11 protein-coding genes, 1 tRNA gene and 2 pseudogenes are annotated in these 25,917 nt (G+C 67.3%); 5 read left to right on the top strand and 9 right to left on the bottom strand.

What is annotated here, in order from left to right:
- Positions 1 to 46: 46 nt before the first annotated feature.
- Positions 47 to 544, top strand: coding sequence for a hypothetical protein (locus KI242_RS14720; protein WP_019094881.1), 498 nt, complete (start codon positions 47 to 49; stop codon positions 542 to 544).
- Positions 545 to 693: 149 nt separating this feature from the next.
- Positions 694 to 843, top strand: a complete 150-nt coding sequence (locus tag KI242_RS14715; protein WP_015635448.1) for a hypothetical protein — start codon at positions 694 to 696, stop codon at positions 841 to 843.
- A gap of 98 nt (positions 844 to 941) precedes the next feature.
- On the opposite strand, the gene KI242_RS14710 is transcribed toward KI242_RS14715, so the two are convergent.
- The 6 genes and pseudogenes from KI242_RS14710 to KI242_RS14685 form a co-directional block, all read right to left on the bottom strand.
- Positions 942 to 3,068: a TonB-dependent receptor gene (locus tag KI242_RS14710; protein WP_212806313.1), complete on the bottom strand. Its 2,127-nt coding sequence runs from the start codon at positions 3,066 to 3,068 to the stop codon at positions 942 to 944.
- A 147-nt stretch (positions 3,069 to 3,215) separates the two neighbouring features.
- Entirely contained in the window at positions 3,216 to 3,428 is a 213-nt protein-coding gene (locus KI242_RS14705; protein WP_053151294.1) for a DUF4287 domain-containing protein, read from the bottom strand.
- Positions 3,425 to 3,928, bottom strand: coding sequence for a hypothetical protein (locus tag KI242_RS14700; protein WP_011061062.1), 504 nt, complete (start codon positions 3,926 to 3,928; stop codon positions 3,425 to 3,427). The genes KI242_RS14705 and KI242_RS14700 overlap by 4 nt, the downstream gene beginning before the upstream one ends.
- Positions 3,929 to 4,059: 131 nt before the next feature.
- Positions 4,060 to 5,634 carry an FGGY-family carbohydrate kinase gene (locus KI242_RS14695; protein ID WP_011061061.1) on the bottom strand — a complete coding sequence of 525 codons (1,575 nt, stop codon included), beginning with the start codon at positions 5,632 to 5,634 and terminating at the stop codon, positions 4,060 to 4,062.
- Between the two features lie 23 nt (positions 5,635 to 5,657).
- Positions 5,658 to 7,246, bottom strand: a pseudogene (locus tag KI242_RS31980) (glycerol-3-phosphate dehydrogenase/oxidase).
- Positions 7,247 to 7,249: 3 nt separating this feature from the next.
- Positions 7,250 to 8,845 carry an FAD-binding oxidoreductase gene (locus KI242_RS14685; protein WP_212806312.1) on the bottom strand — a complete coding sequence of 532 codons (1,596 nt, stop codon included), beginning with the start codon at positions 8,843 to 8,845 and terminating at the stop codon, positions 7,250 to 7,252.
- 179 nt (positions 8,846 to 9,024) lie between these two features.
- On the opposite strand from KI242_RS14685, the gene KI242_RS14680 reads away from it, so the two are divergent.
- Together KI242_RS14680 and KI242_RS14675 are read left to right on the top strand one after the other, a co-directional pair.
- A complete protein-coding gene (locus KI242_RS14680) occupies positions 9,025 to 9,729 on the top strand; it encodes a hypothetical protein (RefSeq protein ID WP_123430866.1) in 705 nt (234 codons plus the stop codon).
- 169 nt (positions 9,730 to 9,898) lie between these two features.
- Positions 9,899 to 9,973: transfer RNA gene (locus tag KI242_RS14675), tRNA-Gln, on the top strand.
- A gap of 13 nt (positions 9,974 to 9,986) precedes the next feature.
- Here the strand turns inward: KI242_RS14675 and KI242_RS14670 are convergent.
- Positions 9,987 to 10,895: a LysR family transcriptional regulator gene (locus KI242_RS14670; RefSeq protein ID WP_011061057.1), complete on the bottom strand. Its 909-nt coding sequence runs from the start codon at positions 10,893 to 10,895 to the stop codon at positions 9,987 to 9,989.
- A gap of 124 nt (positions 10,896 to 11,019) precedes the next feature.
- Here KI242_RS14670 and KI242_RS14665 point away from each other — a divergent pair, with 124 nt between their 5' ends.
- On the top strand, positions 11,020 to 12,225 hold the full coding sequence (locus tag KI242_RS14665) for an MFS transporter (RefSeq protein WP_072442043.1): 1,206 nt from the start codon (positions 11,020 to 11,022) through the stop codon (positions 12,223 to 12,225).
- Positions 12,226 to 12,434: 209 nt separating this feature from the next.
- Here KI242_RS14665 and KI242_RS14660 read toward each other — a convergent pair.
- Both KI242_RS14660 and KI242_RS14655 read right to left on the bottom strand, forming a co-directional pair.
- Positions 12,435 to 13,150: pseudogene (locus KI242_RS14660) on the bottom strand (class I SAM-dependent methyltransferase).
- A 164-nt stretch (positions 13,151 to 13,314) separates the two neighbouring features.
- Positions 13,315 to 25,878 (bottom strand): filamentous haemagglutinin family protein, encoded by a 12,564-nt coding sequence (locus KI242_RS14655; RefSeq protein ID WP_212806311.1) that lies wholly within the window; start codon positions 25,876 to 25,878, stop codon positions 13,315 to 13,317.
- Positions 25,879 to 25,917: the final 39 nt, after the last annotated feature.

Here is a 25,917-nt window from a genome sequence, read left to right as displayed (position 1 = left end):
GACGTACAATCCCCAGCCTTCAGGGACAGCCATCACCAGGACGACAATGACCACACACAGCATTACCCTTGCCAACGGCTGGACTGCCGAATATACCGAGCAGGGCGAGTTCCGCATGGGCGCCGTCGGCTGGAACCTGCAGTTGCGCGGCCCCGAGCAACAGGCCATCCGCTATTTCGAAAGCCAGATCGTGCTGGTCAACGATGAGGATGGGGTACAGGCACGAAAAGCCATCAGCCTCTCCGAGGATGGGGTCTACGGCTACCTGGGCAGCGACATGAGCCATGGCTGGGTGATCGACTTCTCCCGCTGCATGATCGCGCCCCATCGGGTGACGATTTCCCACTACCACTACGCCTATGACGAATACATCTCGCTGCTGGAACAGCCGGCGTACAAGCGGGTGCGGGAGTACATCAGTGTCAGCGGTCGGACTTACTACCTGACCTTCCCCCTGACCCGGGACGAGGATTTCCCCAAGGTCTGGGAGGAGTACCTGGTGATACGCCGGCGGCAGCTGGACGAGCTGTATTTTCGCAACTGAGCCTGGGCCGGGCGGCACAGTGATGCGCATGGGCCATTAGCACATTCGGGCTAATAGTGCCGGGGGCAGCACGGGCCTATAGTCCGCAGCAGCCCCCCTTCAGGACGGCGCCTACAAGAACGTGCGGATTCATAACAAGGAGTTTTCCCATGTCGCTCAAGAAAATCGTCTATGCCTCGGCCATCGCCCTGGCCCTCACCGCCTCCAACGCCCACGCCTTTGCCAGCGACTGCGGCGACTCGCTGTGGAAGTTCAGCGCCATCGAAGCGCTGACCTGCGTGTTCTCGGGCCAGTGGTAAATCACTGCCGCCCGGGCTGACACCGCCCGGCATGAACCAGGTGCCCGCTGCTGCGGGCACTTTCATTGGCGGGTGTCGGCTCGCTCGCGGCCCTGCTTTCAGCGCAGGCTCCAGGACACCCCCAGGTACACCCCCAACCCTTCCCCCGGCGTTGAACGCGCCGCGTCCAGCCCCTTGTCGTCATAACCCGGGGTCACGGTGGCGGCGTAGCGCTTGTCGGTCAGGTTGCGCACATCGACCCAGGTCTGCCAGTCGTTCTTCGGCGCGTTGTAGCCCAGGGTGGCGCCGAATAGCGCATAGGGATCGGCGTGGTAGCTGTTGGCGTAATCCACCGCCACCTTGGACACCAGCTGGGTATTGACCGCGGCGAAGAAGCCCAGGGGCCAGTCGTAGCGCAGCTCGCCCTGGTAGTAGTGCATGGGCAGGCCCGGCAGGCGGTTGTCGGCGAAACGCTGATCGTCGCGGTAGTGGAAATCACTGAAGGTATAGGCCTGGCGCAGGCTCAGGCGGCCGACGCCCGGGCGCGACCACAGCTCGCTCTGCAGGCTGGCCTCCACGCCCTGGTGCACGGTGGGGCTGGCGTTGAGTTCGTAAGGCGTGATGGCGTTGGCATCCGGCAGCACCGAAAGCAGTTCGTGGCGCACCTGGGCGTAGTACCAGGCCAGGCTCCACTGGCCCAGGCTGCTGTCGCCACGCCCGCCCAGTTCCAGGGTGGTAGCGGTCTGATTGCGCAGCTTGACCGGATTGCTTTGAGCACCGTAAGCGACGCCGCTGGTTTTCGGAAAACGCAGGTTCGAGCTATAGATCAGCGACCAGGGGTGTGGCGCTTCCACCGAGCGGCTGAGGTTGGCGAACAGTTGCAGATCCGGGTTCAACTGGTAGCGCAGGCCCAGGCGCGGCGCGTAGTCCCAGTCGCCAAGGCTGGTCTTGCCGCCGCCCTCGGGGTAGGTCACCGCGCTTTCGCGGCGGGTGTAGATGGCCGCCAGCCCGGTGGTCAGCCACAGGTCGTCGGCGATCTCCAGGTCATTGCCAACGTGCAGGACGGTGTCCGAGCCCTGGTAAGTGAAGTTGCGGATCCGCGTGCCCGGCGCGTAGTTCGCGGTATTGCCGGTGGGAATCCGCACGAACTCGCTGGCACCGTCATTGGGCAGGTGCTTGGTCACCCGCAGGCCCAGGGTGCTGCGGCTTTCCAGGCCCCAGAGGCTGTAGCGGCGCTTGTAGTCCAGGGTGCCGCTGACGTCGCTGTAGGCCACCTTCAGGCGGTTGGGGCCTTCGCGCAGGTCCATGGGGTAGTCGTGGTACACCAGCCCGGCCTGGATACTCGAATCGTCGTCCAGGTAATAGGTGGTCTTGTTGCCGACAAAGGTACTGCCCGGCTGCTTGCGCCGGTCGTCGCGGCTGACGTAGGCCGGGTTGGCCGCCCGCGGGTCGTGTTCGATGGAGCGCTTGGTCACGCGCCCGGCCAGATCGTTGTCGGTCTCGCGGTAGCGCAGGTAGAAGCGGGTTTCCAGGTTCGGGTTGAAGCGGTAGCCGAAGTTGCCGATCAGCCCCTTGCTCTGGCTGCGGGTGTGATCCTGGTAGCCGTCGGCATTGGAGTCGGTCAGTGACACGTAATAGTCGAAATCCCCCAGCACTTGCCCGGAACTGACCTGACGCTGCTGATAACCGTGGCTACCGGTGGCGTAGCGTACCTGCAACAGCGGTGCGTCATAGCCGGTGTGGCTGACGTAATCGATGGCGCCACCCAGGGCCAGGGCGCCACGGTCGAACCCGTTGGCGCCGCGCAGCACTTCCACGTGGTCGACCCACAAGGGCTCCAGCAATTCATAGGGCGTGCCACCGGGGCCGGTCAGGGGCAAGCCGTCGAGCATCGTATACAGCCCCGAGGCATGGGCACCCGGCGCGCGGTTGATGCCCGAGCCGCGGATCGAGATCTTCACCCCTTCGTTGCCCGCCGACTGGGCATAGACCCCGGGCTGGTAGGCCAGCACATCCTGGTTGCTGGCCACCCGGCCCTGCAGCGGGCGGCGCATGTCCACCACATTGGTGCCGCCGGGCACCTGGGCCAGCCGCGCCGAGGCCTCCTGCGCCGGCTGCCCCTCACCGCCCTGTTCCTGCCCCAGGACCTGCGCCGGAGCCAGCTCCACGGCACGGGTTTCGGCAAATGCCGGGCAGGCCAGGGCCAGGCCCAACAGGGCCGTGGGCAAGGATCTTGGCGAAGACATCGAGAAAACTCCGACAGGCAGAAAGAGGGCAATGCAAGGTGCGACGTAGGAAAGAACGAAGAGAACACAGGGGAATTTGGCTTTTTTCGCCAGGAAAGCGGATGTCGGCAGTCAGGCTTTCACTGGCGAAGAATGGCGCCCCGGGGACTAGCGGCCCTTGCTGGCCGCCAGGAAGTGCGCCACCAGGGCATTGGCGTGGCCATGGCCCATGCCGTGTTCGGTCTTGAGCCAGGCCACCAGCTCCATATGCTTTTTGCCGTCGACCGTTGCCAGCAGCTCCAGCCAGTGCCCGATGGGCTGGCCGTAGTGCCTTTCAATGGAGGGGAAGTACGACGCCGGCCCTTTGCTCTGTTCACTCATGGCTGATTCTCCGTCTTCTGGCTGCCCTTGATGTTGTCGATCAGGTCCACCACGTAGTTCTGGTTGAACCCCGCGACAAAGGACCAGAACAATAGCTTGGCGTAGGCGGCATAGCCACCGGCGTGCTGGCAGAAGATCACATAGAAGCTGTTCTCGCTGTAGCGACAGGTTTCATCGGCGACGATCTTTGGAAACAGCTCCCCTTGCACCACCCCGGAAATGAACAGGATATACAGCAGCCCCGCGAGGATGCCGCCGATGAATGACGGCAGCACCAGGCTGAACCAGGAACTGCACAGCCCGATGATTTCCTCCTCGCTGAGGCTGGAAAGCTGGCGGTGAAAACCGACATAGCCGCCGATGTTGCCGGCAATGAACACCACCGAGGGAATGGTGTAGCCATCGGCCATGGCCACCGACACCAGGGATGCCGCCAATAGCAGCACAAAGATGAGGAACAGTCGCTTCCACAGGATGTTCAGCGCTTCCTGGCGGTTCATGCTCGTCTCGCAGGCGTGGGGGGTCGAAGGGGCCCTGCCCCTTGATCACGATAGATCAGCCCTGGCGCCTGGAAGAACTTTTTATCCCGCAGAGGTTCGCCCCCCCTGCCGGCCGCTGGCCGGCGCTTTCACTAAGCCGGGTAACCGGTAATCTCGCGAATGCTCTGGTACAGCGGCTTGAGCTGGCGGTACATGCGCAGGTAGACCTCGCTGTACAGCCGCTGGTACATCTGCTGCGCCTGGGGCTGGGGCTCGAACACTGCGCCAACCCGGGTCATGGCGCTGATGGCCGTGGCGAAGTCCGGGTACAGCCCCAGGCCCACCGCGCAGGCGATCACCGCACCCAGCCCCGAGGCTTCATAGACATGGGGCCGCTCCACCGGCAGGCCGAAGATGTCCGCCGTCAGTTGCATGGCCGCGTCGCTCTGGGAGCCGCCGCCGGCCACCCGCAGGCGGCTGATCTTCAGCCTGGAGCGCTTTTCGATGCGCTCCATGCCCTGGCGCAGGGCATAAGCCAGGCCTTCGAGAATGGCCCGGTAGATGTGCGCCCGGGTGTGCACGTCGCCAAAGCCGATCATCGCCCCCTTGGCTTCCATGCCCGGCTCGCGGATGCCCGGCGACCAGTAGGGTTGCAGGGTCAGGCCCATGGACCCGGGCGGCACCGCCTGGACCAGGGCGTCGAACAGCTGCTCCGGCTCCAGCCCCTGCTCCGCCGCCTGCTGCACTTCGCGCAGGCCGAACTGCTGCTTGAACCAGCTGACCATCCAGTAGCCGCGAAAGATCATCACCTCGCAGTTGTAGTGGTCCGGCACCGCCGCCGGGTACGGCGGTATCAAAGGCACTACCTCCAGGTAGCGCGAACGGGTGGTGGTGATGGTGGCCGTGGTGCCGTAGGACAGGCAGGCGGTGGTGGAGTCCTGGACGCCCGAGCCCAGCACTTCGCAGGCCTTATCGGCACCCGCGGCAATCAGCGGCAGGCCTTCGGGTATGCCGGTATGGCGGCTGGCCTCGGCGGTGATCCGGCCCAGGGTTTCCCCGGGCTTGAGCAGGGTCGGCAACTGCTCCTGGCGCACCGCCAGGGCCTGCCACTTCCAGTCACTGGGGGCGGCCCAGCGCAGGCGTTTGTAGTCGAACGGCAGGTAGGCCACGCAACAGCCCACCGAGTCGACGAAATTGCCGGTCAGGCGATGGGTGAGAAAGCCCGAGAGCAACAGGAACTTGTCGGTGGCGGCCCACACTTCGGGCTGCTCCTGAGCCACCCAGTTGGCCTCGGCCTGGGCGCGAAAATAATCCACCGTGGCCTCGGCGCCGATCAACTTGAACAACCAGCCCCAGGGCCCCTTGATCTTGCCTTCGACCTCGGCCTGGCGCTGGTCGAGCCAGAGGATCGCCGGGCGCAGCGCGCGGCCCTGGGCATCGACGTTGATCAGGGTGCCGCGCTGGGTGGTCAGGGACACGCCGCGGATCTGCGAACGGTCGATGCCGGTCTGCTGCCAGAGCAGTTGGCAGGCTTCGCCGAGCTTGGCCCAGTAGTAGTCCGGGTGCTGTTCGGCCCAGCCGGGCCGGCTGGAAAAATAGGCTTCAAGCTCCACCTTGCCCTTGCCCAGCAGGTTGCCTTTGAGATCGAACAGCAGCGCACGAACGCTCTGGGTGCCGTTGTCGATGGCCAGCAGGTAGTCCTGCTTATTGTTGTTGTGGTTATCCATGGGGCTCTCTTGGTTGAGCATCGTTAGGCGAGTGGCGGCAGGCTGTGATGGCGTTGCCACAGGGCCCGGTAGCGCTGTTCCTCGGCCTGCCAGCGCTCGTCGTCCCAGCCCAGCTGCGGCTGGCACAGGCGGCGGATGGCCGGCAGGTACTGGACGGCGCCCTCGGCCAGCAGCAAGCCGATGCGGGTGCGGCGCAGCAGCAGGTCGTCCAGGTGCAGGACCATTTCCGCCTCGGCGGCAAACGCCAGCTCGGCCCACAGGGTGTCGCTGGCGCCGACGCAATCGCCGCCCAGGGTCGCCACCCACTGCGCCAGCCGCGGCAGATGGCGGCCGTGGCGGCCAGCCAGGCGCCGCACCTGGGCGCCGCTCAGGCCGGGGATATCCAGGGGCGCCACAGGCGTGAAGACCGGGGCGCCGTCGTCCACCACTTCACGCCCGAGCATCGCTCCGCAGGCCTGCAGCACTTCGATGGCCTGGGGCCGGAAGGTGGTGAGCTTGCCGCCGGCCAGGGTCACGCAGCCGGGTTCCTGCCACAGCACATGCTCGCGGGTTTCATTGGAAGGCTTGCCCTGCTGGCCGTCGCTGCTGGCCACCACCGGGCGCACCCCGGCCCAGGTCGACAGCACGTCGCCGGCAGTGATCAGGGCCTGGGGAAACTGCTGGGCGCAGGCGGCCAGCAGGTACTCAAGCTCTTCCTGGCTGATGCTGGCGCTCTGGTCCAGGTCATCGCGGTGATCCAGGTCGGTGGTGCCGACCACGGTGGCGCCCTCCCAGGGGAAGACGAACACCGGCCGGCCATCCTCGGCATGCATGAAGCTGAAGGCCTGGGCCACCGGCAAGCGCCAGCCCGGCAGCAGCAGATGGCTGCCGCGCAAGGGCCGCAGCTGGCGCACGCGGTCCGCCGGGCGCAGGCGCTCGGCCCAGGCGCCGGTAGCGACCGCCAGGGCCGCGCAGCGCACCTGCTGCGGCTGCCCGCCTTCGCTGTCCTCGATCTGCACCCCGCAGACCCGCCCGTTCTCGCGCAAAAGGCGGGTGACCCGAACGCCGTTGAACACTTGGGCGCCATCGGCCCGGGCCTCGGCCAGCACCCGCATCACCAGCCGCGCATCGTCGGTCAGGGCGTCGAGAAAACTGGTCCCCCCAACAGCCCCGACTCCTTGACCCCGGGGGCCAGGAAAGCCAGCTGCCGGGCATCGTGAAAGCGATGATTGCGCCGCCCGGCCAGGGCGTCATACACACTCAGCAGGCCGCCGAACACCCTGGGCCCGGGAAACTTGCCGCGGTAATGGGGCATCAGGAAGCTCATGGGCTCCACCAGCCCCGGGGCCTCCTGCAACAGGCGCTGGCGCTCGCGCACCGAATCCCGGGTCAGGCGCCACTGGCCCTTGGCGATATAGCGCAAGCCGCCATGGACCATCTTCGAGGAGCGGCTGGAGGTGCCCCAGGCAAAGTCTCGCTGTTCCAGCAGCAGGCAGCGCCAGCCGCGCCGCGCCGCTTCGCGCAGGATGCCGGCGCCGCTGATGCCGCCGCCGATCACGATCAGGTCCCAGGCTTGCGCCGCCAGCCCGGGCAGCGCCTGTTGGCGCCATTGGGCATTCCAGTCCTGGCTCATGGTTCACGGCTCCAGCAGGGTGCCGGGGTTGAGGCGCCCGGCCGGGTCGAAGTGGCGGCTCAGGGCCTGCAGCGCATCGATGGCCAGCGGGCCCTTCTCCCGCAGCAGGTACGGCGCATGGTCCTTGCCCACGCCGTGCTGGTGGCTGATGGTGCCGCGGTGGTTGACGATGGTCTGGCTGGCAGCGTGCTTGAGCGCCTGCCAACGGGCCAGGGTCGCCGGGTACTGGGCATCCGGGCGGAACACGTAGGTGGTGTAGATGCTCGACCCTTCGCCATAGACATGGGACAGGTGGGTGAACACATGCACCTGCTCGCCCTCGGCGGCCAGGCCGTCACGCAGGCTCTGCTCGATGCGTTGCAGCAGGCGGTCGACATTGCTCCAGTCAGTGGCGGTCTCCAGGGTGTCCACCAGGTAGCCGGCGTTCCACAGGCTTTCGCGCAGGTAGGGAAAGCGAAAGCGGTTCTGCGCCCATTTCTTGCCCAGCAGGGTGCCGGTGAACACCCCGCCGAAAGCCTTCAGGTGCTGGCGCGCCTGGCGCAGGGACAGGGCATTCTGCCGGCGGTTGCCGGTCACGCCGAAGGTCAACAGGCACTTGCCCGCCCCGGCGCCGCGCAAGGCCAGGTACTTTTCCAGCCAGGCGATCTGCGTCGGGTGGCCGGCCAGGGCCAGCTGGGTTTCGGTCTCCAGGGCATTGGACAGGCGCAGCATCGACAGCGGCACCCGGGCCTGGGCCAGGGCGCGCACCGCCTGCAGGGCCTGCTGCCAGTCGGGCAGGAACACCCCGTAGAAACGTTCGTCATCGGGCAGGCGGCTGACCCGCACCTTGACCTCGGAAATGATCCCGAAGCGCCCTTCGCTGCCCAGCACCACCTCGCGCAGGTCCGGCCCGGCGGCGGACGCCGGAAAGGTGGCGATGGGCATTGGCCCGGCAAAGGTTTCCAGGGTGCCGCCGGCGAACAGCTGCTCGATGCGCCCGTAGCGCAACGACTGCTGGCCGCTGGAACGGCTGGCGACCCAGCCGCCCAGGGTCGACAGCTCCCAGGACTGGGGAAAGTGCCCCAGGGTGTAGCCCCGGGCCCGCAGCTGGCTTTCCACCTGAGGGCCGCTGGCCCCGGGACCGAAGGTCGCCAGCAGGCTGTCTTCGTCCAGGTCCAGCAGGCGGCTCATGCGCGCCAGGGACACCGTCAGCACCGGCCGCTGGGACCCGCCGGGGTTGATGTGCCCGGCCACCGAAGTGCCCCCGCCGTAGGGAATCAGGCACAGGTCGCGGTCCTCGGCCAGGGCCAGCAGCTGGCGGATCTGTTCGGCGGTTTCCGGGAACGCCACGGCGTCCGGGTAGGCCCCCAGCTCGCCCTCGCGCAGCGCCAGCCAGTCCGCCAGGCTCTGGCCGCGGGCGTGCAGCAGCCGGTCCTCGGCACTGATGCTGTACAAGTCATGGGCTTGCAGGCGCGATGCCGGCACCCGGGCCAGGGCCTGCTCCAGGGTCGCCTCCGGCAACCTGTGTCCCGGCCCCAGGCGCTCGGCGAGAAACCCCGCGCCCTGGGCCGGCAATTCGACCACCGTGGATGCATCCCCCCAGCCGTTCCAGCGTCGCATGCGTGTGTGTCCTTCTGCTGTTCTTATAGGTCTTGCCCAAGGCTCCCTATACTAGTGCGCGGCAGCGGGCTGTCACGGTCACATTGAGCCAGCGGATGTAGCCGATTGAGTCAGACAGAGGTGACATCCGGCGCCAGTTACCGAAGAATCCTCCCCTTCCCCATCACAGGCTCGCGTCCATGCCGGCACCCCTGAGAACCTGCACCCCCCTGTTCTGGTCCACCGACCTTGGCATCGACTACGGCGCGCCGACCTTGCAGCTGCGCGACCTGCTGCCAGTGGTGGGCGAGCAAAGCTCGGCCTTCTTCCAACGCCAGGACGGCATCGTGCTCGGTGAAACCCTGCAACTGATCTGGTGCCCGCCGCTGGCGGACCTCAATGGCTGGAACGAGCAACCCTCGGAAATCGCCCTGAGCCACCTGCTGCACGTGCGGATCACCGGCCCGGCCGCCGAGCCGCCCGCGCCACGGCATGCCAACCACCACGGCAGGCTCAGGTACCGCTTCCAGGTGCTGTCCTGCCAGCCGCTACCGGAGGCCCTGCGCGCCCAACCGCTCGCACCGAACGCCTGGCACCTGCCGCTGATCAGTGGCGAACAGGGCAGTTGCCTGACCTGGGATGACATTCACGAGTGCGAGCGCGCCGAGGTCCAGGGGCTGATCTACCTGTGCGCCTACGGCCGTTACGAAAGCTATATGGAAATGTTCATCGAAGCAGTGGGCGAGCAGCTGTTCGGGCTGCTTTCGGTGCACCTGGGCCCGGGGGGCGACGACTATCAATTTGGCCGGCGCGCCCTTGAAGGGGCGGAGTTGCGGGCCATCCGCCGCGCACTGGACATGGCCCGGCCGCTGAAGGATTCACAGCCCGGCTACCTGGTCCCTTGAACCCCGGGACGGATAAAATCGCCCTGAAAAAGACTAAGCAGCTGTTTTCAAACTCATTTTTTTCACCAGGGGGCTTCCCAGCCCGCCGATAAGTTGATAAATTTGCGCCCGTTCTTGCAGCGGCCCTCCCCGGGCCGGCAGTTCAGGCAAGTAACGTCGCAACAGCTACAGGGGCGTCGCCAAGCGGTAAGGCAGCAGGTTTTGATCCTGCCATGCGTTGGTTCGAATCCAGCCGCCCCTGCCATTTTTTCTCATCGTTATCCCCGCAGATTCCGTTCCAGCATCTCCAGCAATGCACTGACCTTGGGCAACCCCTGCCGGCTTTTCAGCCACAGCAGATGGATCGCCTGCCCTTCGCTGGCCCATTGCGGCAGCACCTCCACCAGACTTCCGTCCTCCAACTGGCGCTTGACCAGCCAGGAAGGCAATTGCGCAATGCCGTAGCCTTGCTGCACCGCCATCAACAGCCCCTCGCCATCGCCCACCACGCAACTGGCGGACATCACCCGGCGCTCACTCTCGCCCGGGCGGCCGCTGGCGAAGTTCCAGGGGCTGACCCGGCCATCCACCCAGCCATAGGCAATGCACTGATGGCGCTCAAGGTCCTGGTCGGTCAGCGGCACGCCATGGCTGCGCAGGTAGTCGGGCGAGGCGCAGAACAGGTGCCATTCGCGGCCCAGGCAGCGGTGCCCCAGCGCCGCCGGCCACTGCCCCGAGCCGCCAAGGCGCACGGCGATGTCCGCACCGGCTTCAAGCGGCTCGACACCGGGATCGGAAAAGGTGATGTGCGGCTGCAAGCCCGGATGCTCCCGGGCAAAGCGCAGGACGGCGCCCAGCACCTGGGAGCGGCCGAAGGTCCCGGGCAGGTCGATGCGCACCCGCCCCCGCAGCTCGGAATTTTCCGCGTTCAGCGCCAGCTCGGCCTCTTCCAGGTCTGCCAGCACCCCGCTGCAGGTGCGGTAGAAGGCCGTGCCCGCGTCGGTCAGCGCCAGGCTGCGGGTGGTGCGCTGGAACAGCCGCGCCTGCAGGCGCCCTTCCAGCCGGGCGATGGCCTTGCTGACGGCGGAAGCCGTAAGGTTGAGCCGTTCGGCGGCGGCCTTGAAGCTGCCGCAGTCGGCCACGCAGACAAATACATCGATCCCCTTCAAGCGTTCGGAAGAAAACATCGGCGCCTCTTATTCATGAATCTGATTCCATTCACTGGGTAAAAAACATCATAAAACAGAACCAGATTCCCCAGTAAGCTGGCTGCCATTCTCAAAAACGCCGTTACAGACCGATGAGGCACGGATGCTGCGCACCCTGAAAAGCTACCCGAAAGCAATCAACCTGCTGCTGGCCGGCACCCTGGTGCTGACCCTGGCCCGGGCAATCACCCTGCCCTACCTGGTGATCTACTTGAGCAGTGCTTTCGGCCTGCAAGTGAGCGACATCGGGCTGGTGATCGGCAGCAGCATGATCCTCGGCTCGCTGCTGAGCCTCTACGGTGGTTTCCTGGTGGACCGCACGCCCAGCTACCGGCTGATCCTGGCCTGCTGCGCGCTGTTCACCCTGGGCTTCATCGGCGCCTTCAGTGCCCGCCAGCTGTGGCTGTTCTACCTGTGCCTGGTGCTGGTCAACCTGGCCTATGCGGTGATCGACATCGCGATCAAGGCCGGCTTTGCCCAGCGCCTGTCGGTGGAACAGCGCAGCGAAGCCTTCTCGATCAAATACACCCTGACCAATATCGGCTACGCCGTGGGCCCGTTCCTCGGCGCCGGGCTGGCGCGCCTGGACATCAGCCTGCCGTTCCTGATCTCCGCCGCCCTGGGCGCCGGGTTCCTGGCGATCCATATGCGCTGGGGCGACAGACAGCTGAGCGCCGCCGGCCCGACACCAGCGCCGCTATCCTTCGCGGCCCTGGGCAAACAGCTGCTACGGGATTACCGCCTGGTGTGCTTCACCCTGGGCGGCCTGCTCAGCGCCGTGGTCTTTGGCCAGTTCTCGGCGTACCTGTCGCAGTACCTGGTGGTCACCACCTCGGCCGAGGCCACCTACCGCATCATCAGCACCTTGGTGGCGACCAATGCGCTGCTGGTGATCGCCCTGCAATACGCCATCGGCCGCAGGATTACCCAGCGCCACCTGAGCCGCTGGCTGGCACTGGGGCTGGGCCTGTTCCTGCTGGGGGTCAGCGGCTTCGGCCTGGCCACCAGCCTGGCGCTGTGGGTGCTGTCGATGGTGGTGTTCACCCTGGGGGAAATCATCGTGTTTCCCGCCGAGTACATGTTCATCGACCTGATCGCCCCCGAACACCTGCGAGGCCTGTATTACGGCGCGCAGAACCTCTCCAACCTCGGCGGCGCACTGGGCCCGATACTCTGCGGCATGCTCCTGGCCAGCCACCCGGCGCACTGGATCTTCTACATGCTGGGAGCGTTCATAGTCGCCGGCGGGCTGTTCTACTGGCTGGGCGCGGCCAACCTGGAACAGGCCAGGAGCAGGACCGGCGCGTGATCATTGATGCCCAGGCGCGCGGCAATCTGCGCCTGGGCTGCCCGACAGGGGGGCGAGGCCGCCAGTGGCGGCACATTGCTCATGCACAGCAGATGCTCAAAGGCGATACCGGCCTCGCGGGCTGGCCCGGCATGCGGCGACACTCCATGAGTGATGACCTTGTGGAACTTGCCGGCCTGAAGGCGTGCCAGGCATGTTCGAGCGGCCCCTCAGCGACTCTTGCGGCTCAGCCAGGCGCCCCAGAACAGGCTGCTGAAGAAACGTGTTCCCGCGCTGAAACCGCCCTCTTCGAGCAACCGTTGCACCGCCGCCTCGGAATGGGGCGGGTCGGCGCCCTGAAGGATTTTCCCCAGCTTGGCTTGTACCTCATCCGCCGTCGCGCCCTGCTGGCGCCAGCGTTGCCCCCAGGCCGCCAGCAGCAGGGGCTGGCTGGCGTAGGCGTAGTGATTGCCGGCGACGATCAGCGGCGCGCCGGGTTTGAGGCGCCGGGCGATGGCCCGCAGCAATTGCCGCTTGGCTTCATCACCGGGCAGATGGTGCAGCACGCCGATCAGCGTGGCCCCGTCGAAGGGTTCGTCCGCCGCCAGTTCGTCCACCGTGGCCAGACGCACTTCGGTCCTCTCCAGCAAACCCTGCGCCTGCAACTGCTGGCGCGCTGTCTCCAGCATCGGTGCCGAGGGGTCTACAGCGGTAAAGCGCCAGCCCGGTTCCAGGGAAGCCATGGCGATAATCTCCTGGGCCGTGCCACCGGCCCCACGGCCAGGATGTGGGCCGCACGCCCCTCACCCAGGCTGGCCGCCAACATGCAGGCGGCAAGGTCATGGCAGGCGTCGTAGCCCGCCAGGGCGATACGGCTCTGGCGGGCGTATTCGTCGGCCCGCGAGCGGTCGAATTTTTCAGCCGGGTTTACCGAGGATGAGGTCATGGCAGGGCTCCATTCAAAGGATCGGGACAGGCTAGGCCCTGCGGTTTGATAATTAAAATTCATTGCTTTTATTCATTGCATTCCCACCTGGAATAGCACCTCCCCTGCTTCAAAAAAAAGGGGCGATCGACGATCGCCCCCAAGCCTTGCTACCACGAGAGAACCTACAGCGTCAGTTGCCCGCGCTCCTCGTCGGTCAAACGCGCCCGGGCCTGGTCGCTCAAGGGCCCGGCGCCCAGCACCTGCACCGGGCTGTCGGGGTTGTAGCCCGGGGCGCGGCTGGCGTCTTCACGGGGGCGTTGCACCGGTTCGCTACCAAAGCCCAGCACTTCCACGGTGACGATGGACGCCCGGCCCTGCTTGGCCGCCGCCTGCTGGTTGCGGGCCGCATCTTCCGCGGCCTGGGACGCGGCGGAGCCGGCGGCGCTGGCCGAGGTCATGGCGCCGGTGTTGACCGCCGCCGTGACCGGCACCCCGCTGGACTTGCCCTGGGTCTGGATGTTCGCCGCGTTGACCACCCGCAGAGCGGCGATGTTGACGTTGCCCGAGACCCGGATCCCCGCCTCGCCGGCATCGATGGTGCCCAGGGGCGCGATCAGGTCGATGTCGCCGGCCGCCACTTCCGGTATCGGGTTGAGAGTGGCGATCCCCGCCCCGGTGCTGGGCACCGACGGGGACAGGCTGACGTTGCCCCAGTTGTCGTAGACCCGCTTGGGCGGTGTATAGACCACGGTGGTCTTGGAACCGCGGCCTGCGTTGATGTCGCCCGCCGCCGACCAGCCCATGATCGAGCCGCCGAAGGTGGTCATGATCCGGCTCTGGCCCAGCAGGATGCTGCCCAGGGAGTACAGCTGGATGTCCCCCGCGCCCTGGGTGATGATCCCCGCCGAGGCCGGTGGCGCCGTGCCCTCGATGCCGAAGGTCTGGTTGCCGCCGGGGGTCAGCATCTGGATGTTGCCGCCAAAGTCGGTGTGCACCCCGGCACCGCCGAACAGGGTGATATCGCCCTGGTAGGTGATCGGGTTGCCCGCCACGTCGGTGCTCGGGAACAGCCCGGCAATCGCCGCCCGGCCCCGGGCATAGCTGCCCTGGCGCATGCCGCCTTCCTCGGTGTACTCGCGGCCGGCGGCCTTGAGCTCGGCAAAATACACATTCCGGGCAAACACCCGCTGTTGTTCCGCGGGCAGGGCCGCGTAATAGGCCCGGGCCTGGGCGCTGTCGCCGACAAAGCCGAAGCGCTCGGCCAGCCAGTCCAGCAGTTCGCCCTCGTAGGTCTTGGCCACCCGGGCGCCCGACAGGCTTTCGCCCGGCTGGGCGAGGTTGGCCGGGTCCAGGTAAGCCTCGACGAAGCGCCGGTAGTCCGGGCCGTTGGGGCCGAACCCGGCCTGCATCACGATGCTCGCCCCAGGCCGGCGGTCCCCCGGCGCCACGGCGCCGATGCTGGTGACGCTGACCTTGTCCTCCATGAGGATGTTGCGCCCCGCGGTCAGTTCCAGGGTGCCGGGGCCGGCGACGTTGAAGTTGCTGTAGAGGATGTCGCGCCCGGCGCTGACGACGGAGATGTCGCTGGGGTTGTTGTGCACGAACAGGTTGCCCTGGGAGGTCGAGCCATTGACCGGGTCCTCGACGCCGAAGGTCCGGCCACTGCTGACGATATCGCGCCCGGCCATCATCCACACCGGGCGGCTGCCCTCGTACCAGGTCTGCCCCGAGTGCAACTGGGAGGCCGCCTGGCCGAAGGTGATGATCCGGCCGCTGTTGACCCCCATCAGGTCGCCGTTCACCGCATAGAAACGCGCCGGATCGGCCGGGCCGGCAACCAGCCCGGAGACGCTGCCGGAACCGAAGGCGAACAACGGCAGGATCGAGCCGATGACCGGGTTGCCGTTGACCGACAGGTTGCTGGCCACCACTTCACCCTCGATGCTGCCGATAAATGCCGGACGCCAGGGCGTGGCCACCGAAGCGGCCGCGGCGCCCGACTGGCTGACGGTGAAACCGCCCGCGTAGATCGAGTCCTGGGCCAGGAACTGCAACTGCCCTGCGGCGCCCGGCGCCAGGAACAGCGGCACCCGGTAGTTGAGGTCGCCGACTTGCGCGCTGGCGGCCTTGCCATAGTAAAGGCTGCCGCTGGCTGCCACGGCCCTGAGGATCGACGGATAGACCACCGCCAGATCGGTGCTGCCAGGGCTGGTGAGCGGGGTCAGGTTGCCGCCCAGGGACATCAGGTCGATGGCGGTACGCTCGGTCCACAGGGTGAACCAGCTCCGGCCGCTGCCTTGCTGGCTGCCACGGCTGAAGAGCGCGGTGTTGAACTGGCGGACCCGGCCCGGGTCCTCGACGTTCTGCACCACCAGGTCGCCGCGGCTCTGCAGGTTGAAGGTGGCATCGCCGGGCACCAGGGTCAGGCCGCCCTGGGCCAGGCCACGGGTGGCGCGCAACGGGTCGAAGGCCCGGGCTTCGCTGGGGTTGTGGTCAACGGCGGTGCCGCCATAGTGCAGGTCGATGCTGCCCAGGGAGGCACTCTGCAAATGGCTGCTGCCACGCAGGTTGACCACGACCCCGTTGCGATGCTCGATGACCAGGTTGCTGGCCGGGTTCAAGGCGCCCGCAATGTTCACCCGCAGGTCGCCACCGCCGGTCAGTTGCAGGCTGCCATCGCTGGCGACCCGGCCGGTACTGCCCACGGCCAGCACCAGCCCCTGGCTGCGGGGCGCCACGGTGGAGGCGCCGGCGCTGTCCGTCAGGCGCTGGAGGATGCCCGCGTCACCGCCGACATTCAGCTCCAGGTTGCCGCCGCCCAGGGTGCCGAACCCGGTAAAGCCCAGCATCCGGTCGGCGCTGCCGTTGGCCGCATAGGTGCCGAAGTTGATCCACCAGGCACCGGGTTGCGCCGAACCGCCGGTGGCGACATCGCCGCTGCCCTGGCGCCACAGCCAGTTGCCCACTTCGGCCGAGTCCTGGCCGTTGTCCTTGGGGTTGGGCCAGGCACGGCTGTCGTTGGCGGTACTGCTGATATTGCCGGTCAGGTCGCCACCGGCACTGACCCGCAGGTTGCCCCCCGCCTCCGGGTACCAGGCGCGGTACAGGCTGGTGCCGCTGCCATTGACGAACTGCTCGAAGTAACTGCCCGGGTCATTGAGCACCGTGGCTCCCGTTCCCAGGGCCCGTGGCTGGTTGTAGGGATCGCCGGCCGTCGTCGCCGTGGAGGAAGTACCGGCGGTATAGACCCCGTACAGCGAGTCCATGCTCAGGTTGCCGGCGCTGAGCAGTTCAAGGTCGCCGGTGCCGGTGCGGATCACGCTGAAGCGGCTGCTGGACGGCGTTGCGCCATAGGTCTTGCTGTCCAGGGCCATGCAGAAGGCGGGCGACTCTTCACAGAAGGCCGCGACGGACGACTGCCCCAGGTCCAGCAGGAGTTGCTCATCGATCGGATCGCCGGCCTTGACCACCACCCCGGCGCCCGCCAGCTCGTCCACCGCCAGCTGGGTCCAGGCGTAGCTGGCCTTGATCGCGCAATAGGCCGGGCTGTCGGCACAGAACTGCTCGATCGAGGTCTGCCCCAGATCCACCAGCAGTTGTTCGTCGATCGGATCACCGGCCTTGACCACTATCCCTACGCCGGCCAGGTCATCCACCGCCACCTGGGTCCAGGTCCGCACCACCTGGCTGGGCAGTTCCTTGGCGAACATCCCGTAATGGCTGTCCGCCAGATGCAAGTCACCGCTGCGTGGGTTGGCCTGCACGATGCGGCTGTCGGCTGCGCTGGTATCGGCCCCGGCCACCAGGCGCAGGGACCAGGATTGCGAGCCTTCGGCAAGCATCGGCGCAATGGCCCAGAGCTTGCCCTGGCGCCCGACGTCTTCGGGCCGCAACTGCACCGAGTCGACGCCGCTCGGCAGCTTGACGTTGGTGCCGGCCGGGATCAGCCCGCCCTTGGGCAGGGCCTTACTGCCGTCGAGCATGACGATGTTGTTGTTCACATTGGCCAGGTGTACTTGCGGCAGCGGCACGCCCTTGGGCCAGGTCATGGACCGCAGCTGGGTGCCCTGGGTCAACAGCGTCCCGGCCTCCAGACGGGTGCCGGCGACCAGGGTCCGGGGCTCGCCGAGCAGGGTGCCGGCGGCGAACAGCAGGTTGCCCGAGGCATCGCGAATCGCCGCCGCCAGTACCGTACCCGCCGGCAGTACCAGGGTCTGGTCCAGGGTCGCCGTGACCGGCAGGCGCGTGCCCGCGGCCACGGTCAGCCCCTTGATCGGCAGGTCGTAGTTGAGGGTGCTGCCCGCCGGGAAGGCGGTGCCGTCGGCGATGGTCACGCCGTTGCCCGGCACGATGATAGTGCCGCCGGTGAAGTCCACGCCCGGCAGCAGCACCCAGCCCTTGTCGTCCACGGTGGCAGGCGGCGGCGCGAAGCCGTCGTTGATGCTGCCATAGACATTCAGGTCGCCCCCGGCGCGCAGGGTCAGGCTGCCGACCTCGCCGGAACCGTAGACCGAGGTCTTCTGGCTGTGGGGGTTGAGGCTGGCATAGCGATAGCCCGACAGGTCCAGGTCGCCCTGCACCACCAGGTCGCCGTCTGCGCTCTTGCTGACGATCTCGACCCCGGGCCGCAGATGGAAGGCGTCGGCATAGCCGGCGTTGTTCAGGCCGGCCAGCTTTTTCTGCAGCAGGTCGCTGTTTTGCAGGGCCGCGTTGATAAAGGCCGTGCTCTGGGCATGCTTGGCATCCAGGTAGGCCTGGGTGATTTCCTGGTAAGGGCGGCCGCTGGCGGTGGCGTCGGTTTTTTCCGGAGCATCGTCGTAGCGCAGCATGCCGTTGACCGCAATCGAGCGCGCGCCCTGGATATCCAGCGGGCCGCGGGCATCGATGTCGATGTCGTTGCTGCTCTGGTCCGCCTGGACGAGGCGCGGCGCGTTCAGCTCCAGGGTGCCGCGGCTGCGACCGTCGTTCTGCCCCGCCGCGCTGCCCACAGCAACGTCGGTGCCGTGGCGCAGGTCGATGCGCGCACCGTCGGCCAGGGTCAGGCGGCCCTGGCCCGAGCTGAGCACCACGCTGGCGCGGTTCGGTGAGTCGATGATCTTGCCGTAGCTGTCCACCCGCAGCTTGCTGCCGTGGGCATCGAGCACCGCGCTGCCGTCCAGAGTCAGGCCCTTGCCGGCCGCCAGGTTGATACTGCCGACCCGTTCGCCGCTGGCGTCCACTCGCCCGGTAACCCGCAGGCTGCCGTTGTCCACCGAGACGTTGACGGTGCTGGCCCTGACCCCGTCGCCGATGGTCAGGTCGCCCTGCTTGAGCTGGAAGCTGCGTGCGCCAAAGACCTGGCCCTGGTTCAGGCGCTGGTTGAGGGCGGCGAACTGCTCGTCCAGGGTGCCGCTGCTGCCCAGGTGCTGGGCCTGGATTTCCACCGTGGCGCCGAGGAACGGCACCAGGGTGCCGCCGGCATCGTAGTAGCCGCTGCTGCCGCCAAGGACCTTGCCCGCCAGGTCTACCCGGCCGGCCACACTGTCCAGCGCCACCGCCCGCAGTTTGCCGGCCTGGTTGTGGGTGGCCGAAAGGTCGATGGTCGAGCCCGTGGCCTGCAGCACATTGCCGGTAGCACTCTGCAGCAGCACTTCGCCGCCGGCGCCGTATTTGCTCAGGTCATTGAAGGCGATGGTGCGGCCGGCCACATCGATCAGCGCCGCATCGGTCAGGCTGACATCACCCCGGGCCCCCAGGGTCACCTTGCCGCTGGGCAGCACCACGGCACTGGCCAGGCGGATGCTGTCGCCCTGCAGAGACAGTTCCGCGCCCTGGCCATTGGCCTGGCCACGAGGGCCGGCCGAGGCGCCGATATCCATGGCGCCGCCAGCAGTGATGCGGTTCACCGAGCCGGCCTCGCCGGTCATCAGTGGGGTGAGGATATTCAGGTTGCCGCCGCTGTAGGCAAACCCCTTGAGCGGATCGAAGGCGCCCTGGCTCTGGTAGACCGACAGGCTGCCCTTGTGGTTGGCGGTAATGCGCTGGCTGGCATTGAGGTCGACGTTGGCAAAACCCAGGGCCAGGCGGTCGAAACTCTTGGTGGTGCTGGGCTGGGCAAAGGCCCCGTAGCCGAACTCGATGCGTTCGGCATTGATTTGCAGGCGGCCGCTGCCGGTTCCGGCACCGCCGGCCACCACCGCGCCTGCCGGGGTCTCGGAACCCTGCCAGATCAGGTTGGCGGTGTGGATGCTGGCCACATCATTGGCGCCCCCGGCACCGTAGATCGCCGGGGTGGAGAGCATCAGGTTGCTCAGCAGCGACTTGCCGGTCGCCGGGTCGTAGGTGTCCAGGCTGGCGCTGCCGTAGAAGTTGAAGCCGTCCCGGGCCGAGAGCTGCAAGGTCTCCAGGGCCGGGGCGCCGAACTGGGTATCGCCGCGCAGCAGGCGGTCGAGCAGTTGCTGGGTCAGGGTCATGCCGCTGGGCAGGCGATTGCCCGCCGCCGCTGCCGCCAGCGCCTCCGGGCTGCCGACGTTGATGTTGTTCAGGCCCAGGTTCAGGTGGCGGGTGCCGTAGCGCACCTGGTCACCCAGCTCGAAGGCGTTGTCGGTCAGGGCAACGAGGCTGCCATCGGAATACAGTGCGGTCTGCCCGCTGCACGGCGCGCTGGCGCACACCCCGAGCCGGATGCCGCCGCTGGTCTGTCCGCCGGCCTGGGCCTTGCTGATCACGTTGAGCAGGCCGTTGGACACCGCCAGCATATTGGCCACCTGGTAGGTGAAACCGTCACGGGCGTCATAGCTGGCCTTGCCTCGGCCCAGGGTATTGATCGACGCGCCCTGCTCCAGGACGATCTCGCCGGTGTTGCTCACCAGGAACACTTCCGGCGCGGCCAGGGTGGCGCCCTCGCGCAAGGTGATCGAGCCCTTGGGCGTGTTCACGCCTTCGGCCACGGTGATGTAGTTGCCGCCCTGGCCGTACTTGACCAGCGTCAGGCCGCCCAGCATCAGGCGCGCTGCGCCCATGGCGTTGAGGCTGTCGGCATCCAGGGTAACGCCGTTGAAACCCTGGGTGGCCGACTTGCCGGCCGCCACCACTTCGATGTTGCCACTGCCCATGTTCAACACCGCGACGGTGCCGCCATAGCCCCCCGCAGCGGCATCGAAACGGCCAATGCCCTTGAACGAGAAGGCATCCGCACCGGCCCCCGGCTCCAGGGCCAGCTTCAGGGTCTTGGCGTCCACCGGCAGCATCGGCCGTGGCACCCCGAGCTTGGCGGCATCGGCCCGGGCGAACTGGGCATAGCCGGTTTCGTTGTACTGGGAATAGCGGCGCAGGGTGTCGGCCGAGGTCAGGATCAACTGGCTGGCGACGCTGTTGCTGATCCCGGTATGGGCAATCGACAGGCGCCCGGCGGTGGACCAGGAGCCATTGCGCAACGGCTGGGTCGCGCCTTCGGTGCCGAGCCCGGCCAGGCCGTTGATCTCGACGCGAAAGGCCCCCGGCATCAGCGCATAGGTGGACGGCATCAGGGTGTAGGTGCCCGCCGCCAGCCCCGGAACCCCGGCGCCAATGGTGATCTGCTGGCCGATCAGCGGGTCCACCGCGCCGCCCTCCGGTGCCACCGGCGCATAGCCCGGCTGCACCCCGGGCACTATGGCGTAGATCGGGTTGCTGCCCAGGCCCGGGAGGATGAAGCTGCCGTTGGCGCCGATCTGCACCAGCGGGCTGTAGCGCGCATCGGTGGAGCCGCCGCGCCCGGAAATGAACCCGGCGCCCAGCAGTTCGCCACCACCGGACAGGTCCACGGTGGCATCGGGCTGTACCTGCACCGACTTGCCGCCCAGGATCACCCCGACGCTCAGGTCGCTGTTCTCATTCACCAGGGCGCCCTGGCCGAGGAAGGTCACGGTCTTGCCGTTGTACTTGTAGACCTGGCCATCGACGGTGCCGCCGTAAGGCAGTACCAGGCCCTTGCCGCTGACCGAAGTCAGGCTGCCGGGCAGCAGCTCGACCTTGCTCGCGCCCAGGTTGCCGATCTCGATCAGCCCCAGGGGCGCACGGACCACCCCGCCCTGCTGGATGTTGGCCGCGCCCAGCTGCAAGCGGCCGAAGGCCGAATACGGCACAGGCGCCTCGCCATGGCCGGTGCGGCCGATGGCCAGGGTGCGCGTGGGGTCGAAGTTGATGCTGGTGCCGGAAATATCGTTGAGGTAGCCGGCAATCACCCGGGCCCCGACCTCGGTACCCGGGTACAACTGCGCGGCCCGCAGGGTCATGTCGCCCTGGGTCAGCAACTGGGTGCTGATGCCCTTGGCGATCACATCGGCCCCGGCCCCGGCGAGAAAGCGCAGGTCGCCCTGGCTGGTCAGTTGCACATGGTCGAACCCGCGGCGCTCGACGCTCAGCAGGCTGTTGTCGGCCTGGCGCAACGTGCCCTTGCTGCCGAACACCACGTTGCCACGCACATCGATCAGGTTGCCGCTGGCATTGAACTGCGCCTGGGTGGCCTGTTGCGACGGCGTGCCGGTGGAGACCGGACGCACGTACTGGTCCTTGGCTTCCAGCGGCGCGAGGATGCCCGCCAGCAGCAGGTAGGGTGCCGACAGGTCGACCCGGCTATTGGCCGCGGCGCTTTCGCTGAGGTTCAGGGCACCGCTGTACAGGCGCAGGCTCTGGCCCATGTTCAGCGACACATCGCCATCGAAGCTCAACAGGCCGTTGCTCAGCAGTGCCAGGTTGTCGAAGCCGCCGGCGGTGACCTGATCCACCCCGAGACGGCCGTGGCCATACTCCAGGCTGGCGGCCGCGGCGTCGGCGCTCGCGGGCAGCGCACTGCCCTGGTGGGTCTGGCTGAGCACCAGCTCCCGGGCCTTGAGCACCCGGTCGTTGACCGCGTTCTTGATGTAGTACGGGCTTTCCAGGGCCAGCGACAAGGTGCCCCCTGCAGCGCCAGCGCCTCCGGCCCGGGCGACGAAGCTGCCGTCCAGGTACAGGCCGTTGTTGGACGCGAAGCTGATGCTGCCACCGTTGCTGGCCACCTGCACCCGGCCCTGGCCGGGAATGTCCAGGGCCGCCTGGGCGCCGGAAGCGTCGAGACGCGCACCCTCGCGCACCACCACAAACAGGTCGCTGGCCTTGGCGATACCGGTGGCCAGGTCGATCTCGCCGCCGATGGCGATCTTGCCGCCATTGCGCACCTGGCCGTAACGGCGGCCACGGTTGTCCACGGCGCTCACCGCCCGCGCCGCCACATCAATCACCGCCTGCTCGCCGACCCAGATCGAGCGCCCGTGACCGGCGGCATTGGCGGCCTCGGAACTGGCCACCGTCAGGCCGCCCAGACTGACGCTGCCGCCCCAGGCATTGAGCGTGCCGTTCAGGGTCAACTGGCCGACGCTGCGCAGGTTGATGGCCTGCCCCGGGTCGACACTGATCACCGCGCCCTGCCCCACGCTCAGCGCCGTGGTGGCCAACTGGGCGGCCGTGGAGTACTGGTTGCCGGCGCTCAGGGTCAGGCCGGCGCCACGGCGCTGGGTCAGCACGCCCCTGGTTGCATCCTGCTGGTACAGCTGCGGCAACCAGCGCTCCAGCACCGTGGCCGGGTCGCTGCCAGTGGCACTGCTGCTGGCCTGGGCCCCGAAGCGGTAGACCGGCATGTTGACCTCGACCTGCGCGCCCTCGGCCACGGTCAGCCCTTCGTTGCCGGTGATGTCGTAGGCGCCGAAGCCCTTGTTGAAGAAGTCCCCCGCCAATTGCAGGGTGCCGGCCTCGGGGGCCGGATCATGGGCGCCAATCAGCACCTTGTGCGCCTGCAGGGCCAGGGTGCCGCCACCGTTGACCCCATACCCGCGTAGCTCGCCATTGAGGTCGAGCTTGCCGTCGGCGGCCAGGGTCACGTCGCCGCCCTTGCCACCGCTGGTCTTGCCGTCATAGGCAATGCTGGCGCCGGAGCTGGCATCCACCAGGGTGCCGTTGGCCAGGTTGAGGTCGCCGCTGCTGCGCAGCGACACCTTGCCCCCGTTGATAAAGGCCAGGCCGCTGCTGTCCGAGGGGTCCAGGGCCAGGTTGTTCCAGCGCCCGCTGGCATCCAGCTTGACCCCGCTGGCTACATCGACCCGGGCCTGGGCGCCGCCGGTGGGCGCGAGGATCACATCGCCGACCACGAAGTTGCGGTTCACATCCACCTGGTTCAGCACGTTGCCGGCGTTGATGCTGCCACCGTGGGCGGTGAGGTTGGCGTTGATCTTGACCTCTGGCCCGAACAGGGTGATGTCGCCGCCATCGGCTACCTTCAGCGCGCCGTTGACCTGGACCTGCTGCCTGGCGCCGACCTTGATCGCCCCCAGCTGGAAGCCGTTGAGCTGGTCGCTGTCCAGCACCAGCTGGCCCTGGCGGTTGGCCGGCAGGGCTGTGGCGAGGTCCAGGCCGTCGGCGATCTTCTGCTGGTTGGTCTCGATCAGCACCTTGTCCACGCTGGGGCTCAGGGCGTAGCGCAGGGTGCCGCTGGTCTTGTTGTAGATCGGCGTGTAGTTGCCAATGATCAGTTGCGCGCGCTGGGCCGCGGCCTTGTGCGATTGCTGGTAGCCGTCGAGGTTGATGTTCGGCGCCTGGGTCTGGCGGTCGCCCTTGAACACTTCGCTCACCAGCTGGCCTTCGAGCACGGCGTTGCTGGTGCCGATTACCAGCTTGCCGGCGTCGCGGCCGACGCTGTAGCCGGCCTCGTAGCGGCGCTGCTGGGCGATCAGCGGGTTGTAGTAGTAATCGGTGCGGCCCCAGCGCGGGCTGCTGTCCACATAGCCCTTGTAGATGCCGGTGTAGAGCAGGTCCCCCGGCGCCCTGGAGAGCTCGTACAAGCGCCCGTCGGCGCCCTTGAGCCAGGTCTGCTGGATGTAGCCGCCCTGCACATCGACGGTGCCGCCGGAGAGGTTCAACTGGGCGCCGGACTGGGTCACCACGTCCTTGCCGGTGAAGGTCAGGGTACCGCCCTGGGCCATCCACTCGCCGATGTTGTGGCCCTGGGTGCCCAGGTAGCCGCCCACTTCCAGCAGGCCGCCGGCGGTGTACCAGCGATCGGTGGCGTAGCCGTTGGTGCCCGCCGGGACGAACACCAGCTCGCGCAGGTCGACCCAGACGTCGTTGTTGATCAACTGGCCGCTGTCGCGGTTGCCCGCCGAATCGCGCTGCTCGTTGCCCTGGACGTTGATCTTGATGTTGTTGGACTCCATCGCCACCTTGACCCCGACGGCGCCGGCCACATCGATCACCGCGCCATCGCGCACCAGGCTGCGCTGCCCGGCACTGACCGCCACCTGGCCACCGGTGGCCAGGGTGATGGAGCCGTCCTGGAAATCCACGGTGCCGCCGCTGACGATCTCCACCCGGGACTGGTCGCTGCGGTCGGCCACGCTGCTGAGGTTGTTGAACTGGCCGGTGATCAGGTTGGTCGGGGTGCCGTCGAGGTTGATCAGGCCGTTGTTGCGCTGGCTGTCCAGAGCGCTGCTGCCACTGCTGTCCAGAAGGATTGCGGTGGTGCTGCCCTGCCCCAGGGTCACGCTGCCGGTGCTGTCGCTGGCGGAGTTGAGCAAATGGATGGTGCCGCGGGTGTCCACCGAAGTGCTGGCCAGGGCCACGCCGTTCTGCGCCACCTGGTGCCCGGTGAGGGTGATGTCGCCCGTGGAGGCCATGATCAGGCCGCTGTTGCTGACCTTGCCGGCGCTGCTGCCGGCCTTCAGCGAAGTGGCAACTTCATTGCCCCGGGTGGTGGAGTGCTGGTTGCCGCTGGTGCCGACCCCGCGGCGGATGTAGAAGCTGTCGCCGGCCGCCAGGGTGGTCTGGCCCTTGGCAGTGACGATGGTGCCGGCGTTCTCCACTTCCGAGCCCAGCAGCAAGGCATAGCCGCCGGATTCGGTGGAGGTGGCCGCCGGGTGGGTCTGGATCAGCGCGCCACGCTGCACCTGGACCTTGCCCAGGGCATCGCTGAAGGTCGGCTGGGTGCCGTTGGCGTCCACATAGAGCCCGCGCTGGGTGAACTGCTCGTCGCTGATGGTGGCTGCGGCCGCCACCAGGTTGCGCACATTGACCTGGCTGGTGCCGGTAAAGATCACCCCGTTGCGGTTCATGATCATCACCGTACCGGCGCCCTTGATCTGGCCCTGGATTTCACTGGGCCGTCCATTGGGGTCGTTGACCTTGTTCAACAGCGCCCAGTTGGACTGCTGCTGGAAGTCGACGGTGGTGTTGCGCCCGACGTTGAAGGTCTCCCAGTTGAGAATGGCCTTGTCGGCGGTCTGCTCGATGGTCACCGTGGTCTTGCCGCCGGACTGGCTCTGCACCGGCCCTTTGGCATTGAGCCAACCCTGGGTCAGGCTGTTGTCGACCTTCAGCCCGCCTTCGCCGAGGCCATCGGGAATGGTGCTCACCGTGCCGAATGCGGCCTGGCGTGCGGCAGCCTGGGCCGCTTGCTGGGCGGCGATGGCGGCAACGCTGGAATTGAGGTTGCTCAGGGAGCGCTGCAACTGCTGGTTGGCGCGGGTCTGCTGGGACAGCGGCGGGATCCCCGGAACCTGGCCGTTGGTGCGCGCGGCGGTGGCGGCCTGGGACGCGCCCTTGTCGGCGAACCAGCCGGAACTGAAGGCCGTGGCGCCATGGGCACTGCCCGCCACCATCAGCAGGGCGATGGCCTGGGCCAGGGGCTTGAGCCGCAGGATCGGCAACTCGCCATCAGGGCGCAGCGCGGGGGATTTGACCGGTGGTTTGCAGCGAACCATTACTACTCATCCTTTGTTATGACGCCCACGGGAGCGCGA

This window comes from Pseudomonas sp. Eqa60, assembly GCF_018326405.1.
GTDB classification, from domain to species: Bacteria; Pseudomonadota; Gammaproteobacteria; order Pseudomonadales; family Pseudomonadaceae; genus Aquipseudomonas; species Aquipseudomonas protegens.
This window is presented reverse-complemented; position numbering and strand designations above follow the sequence as displayed.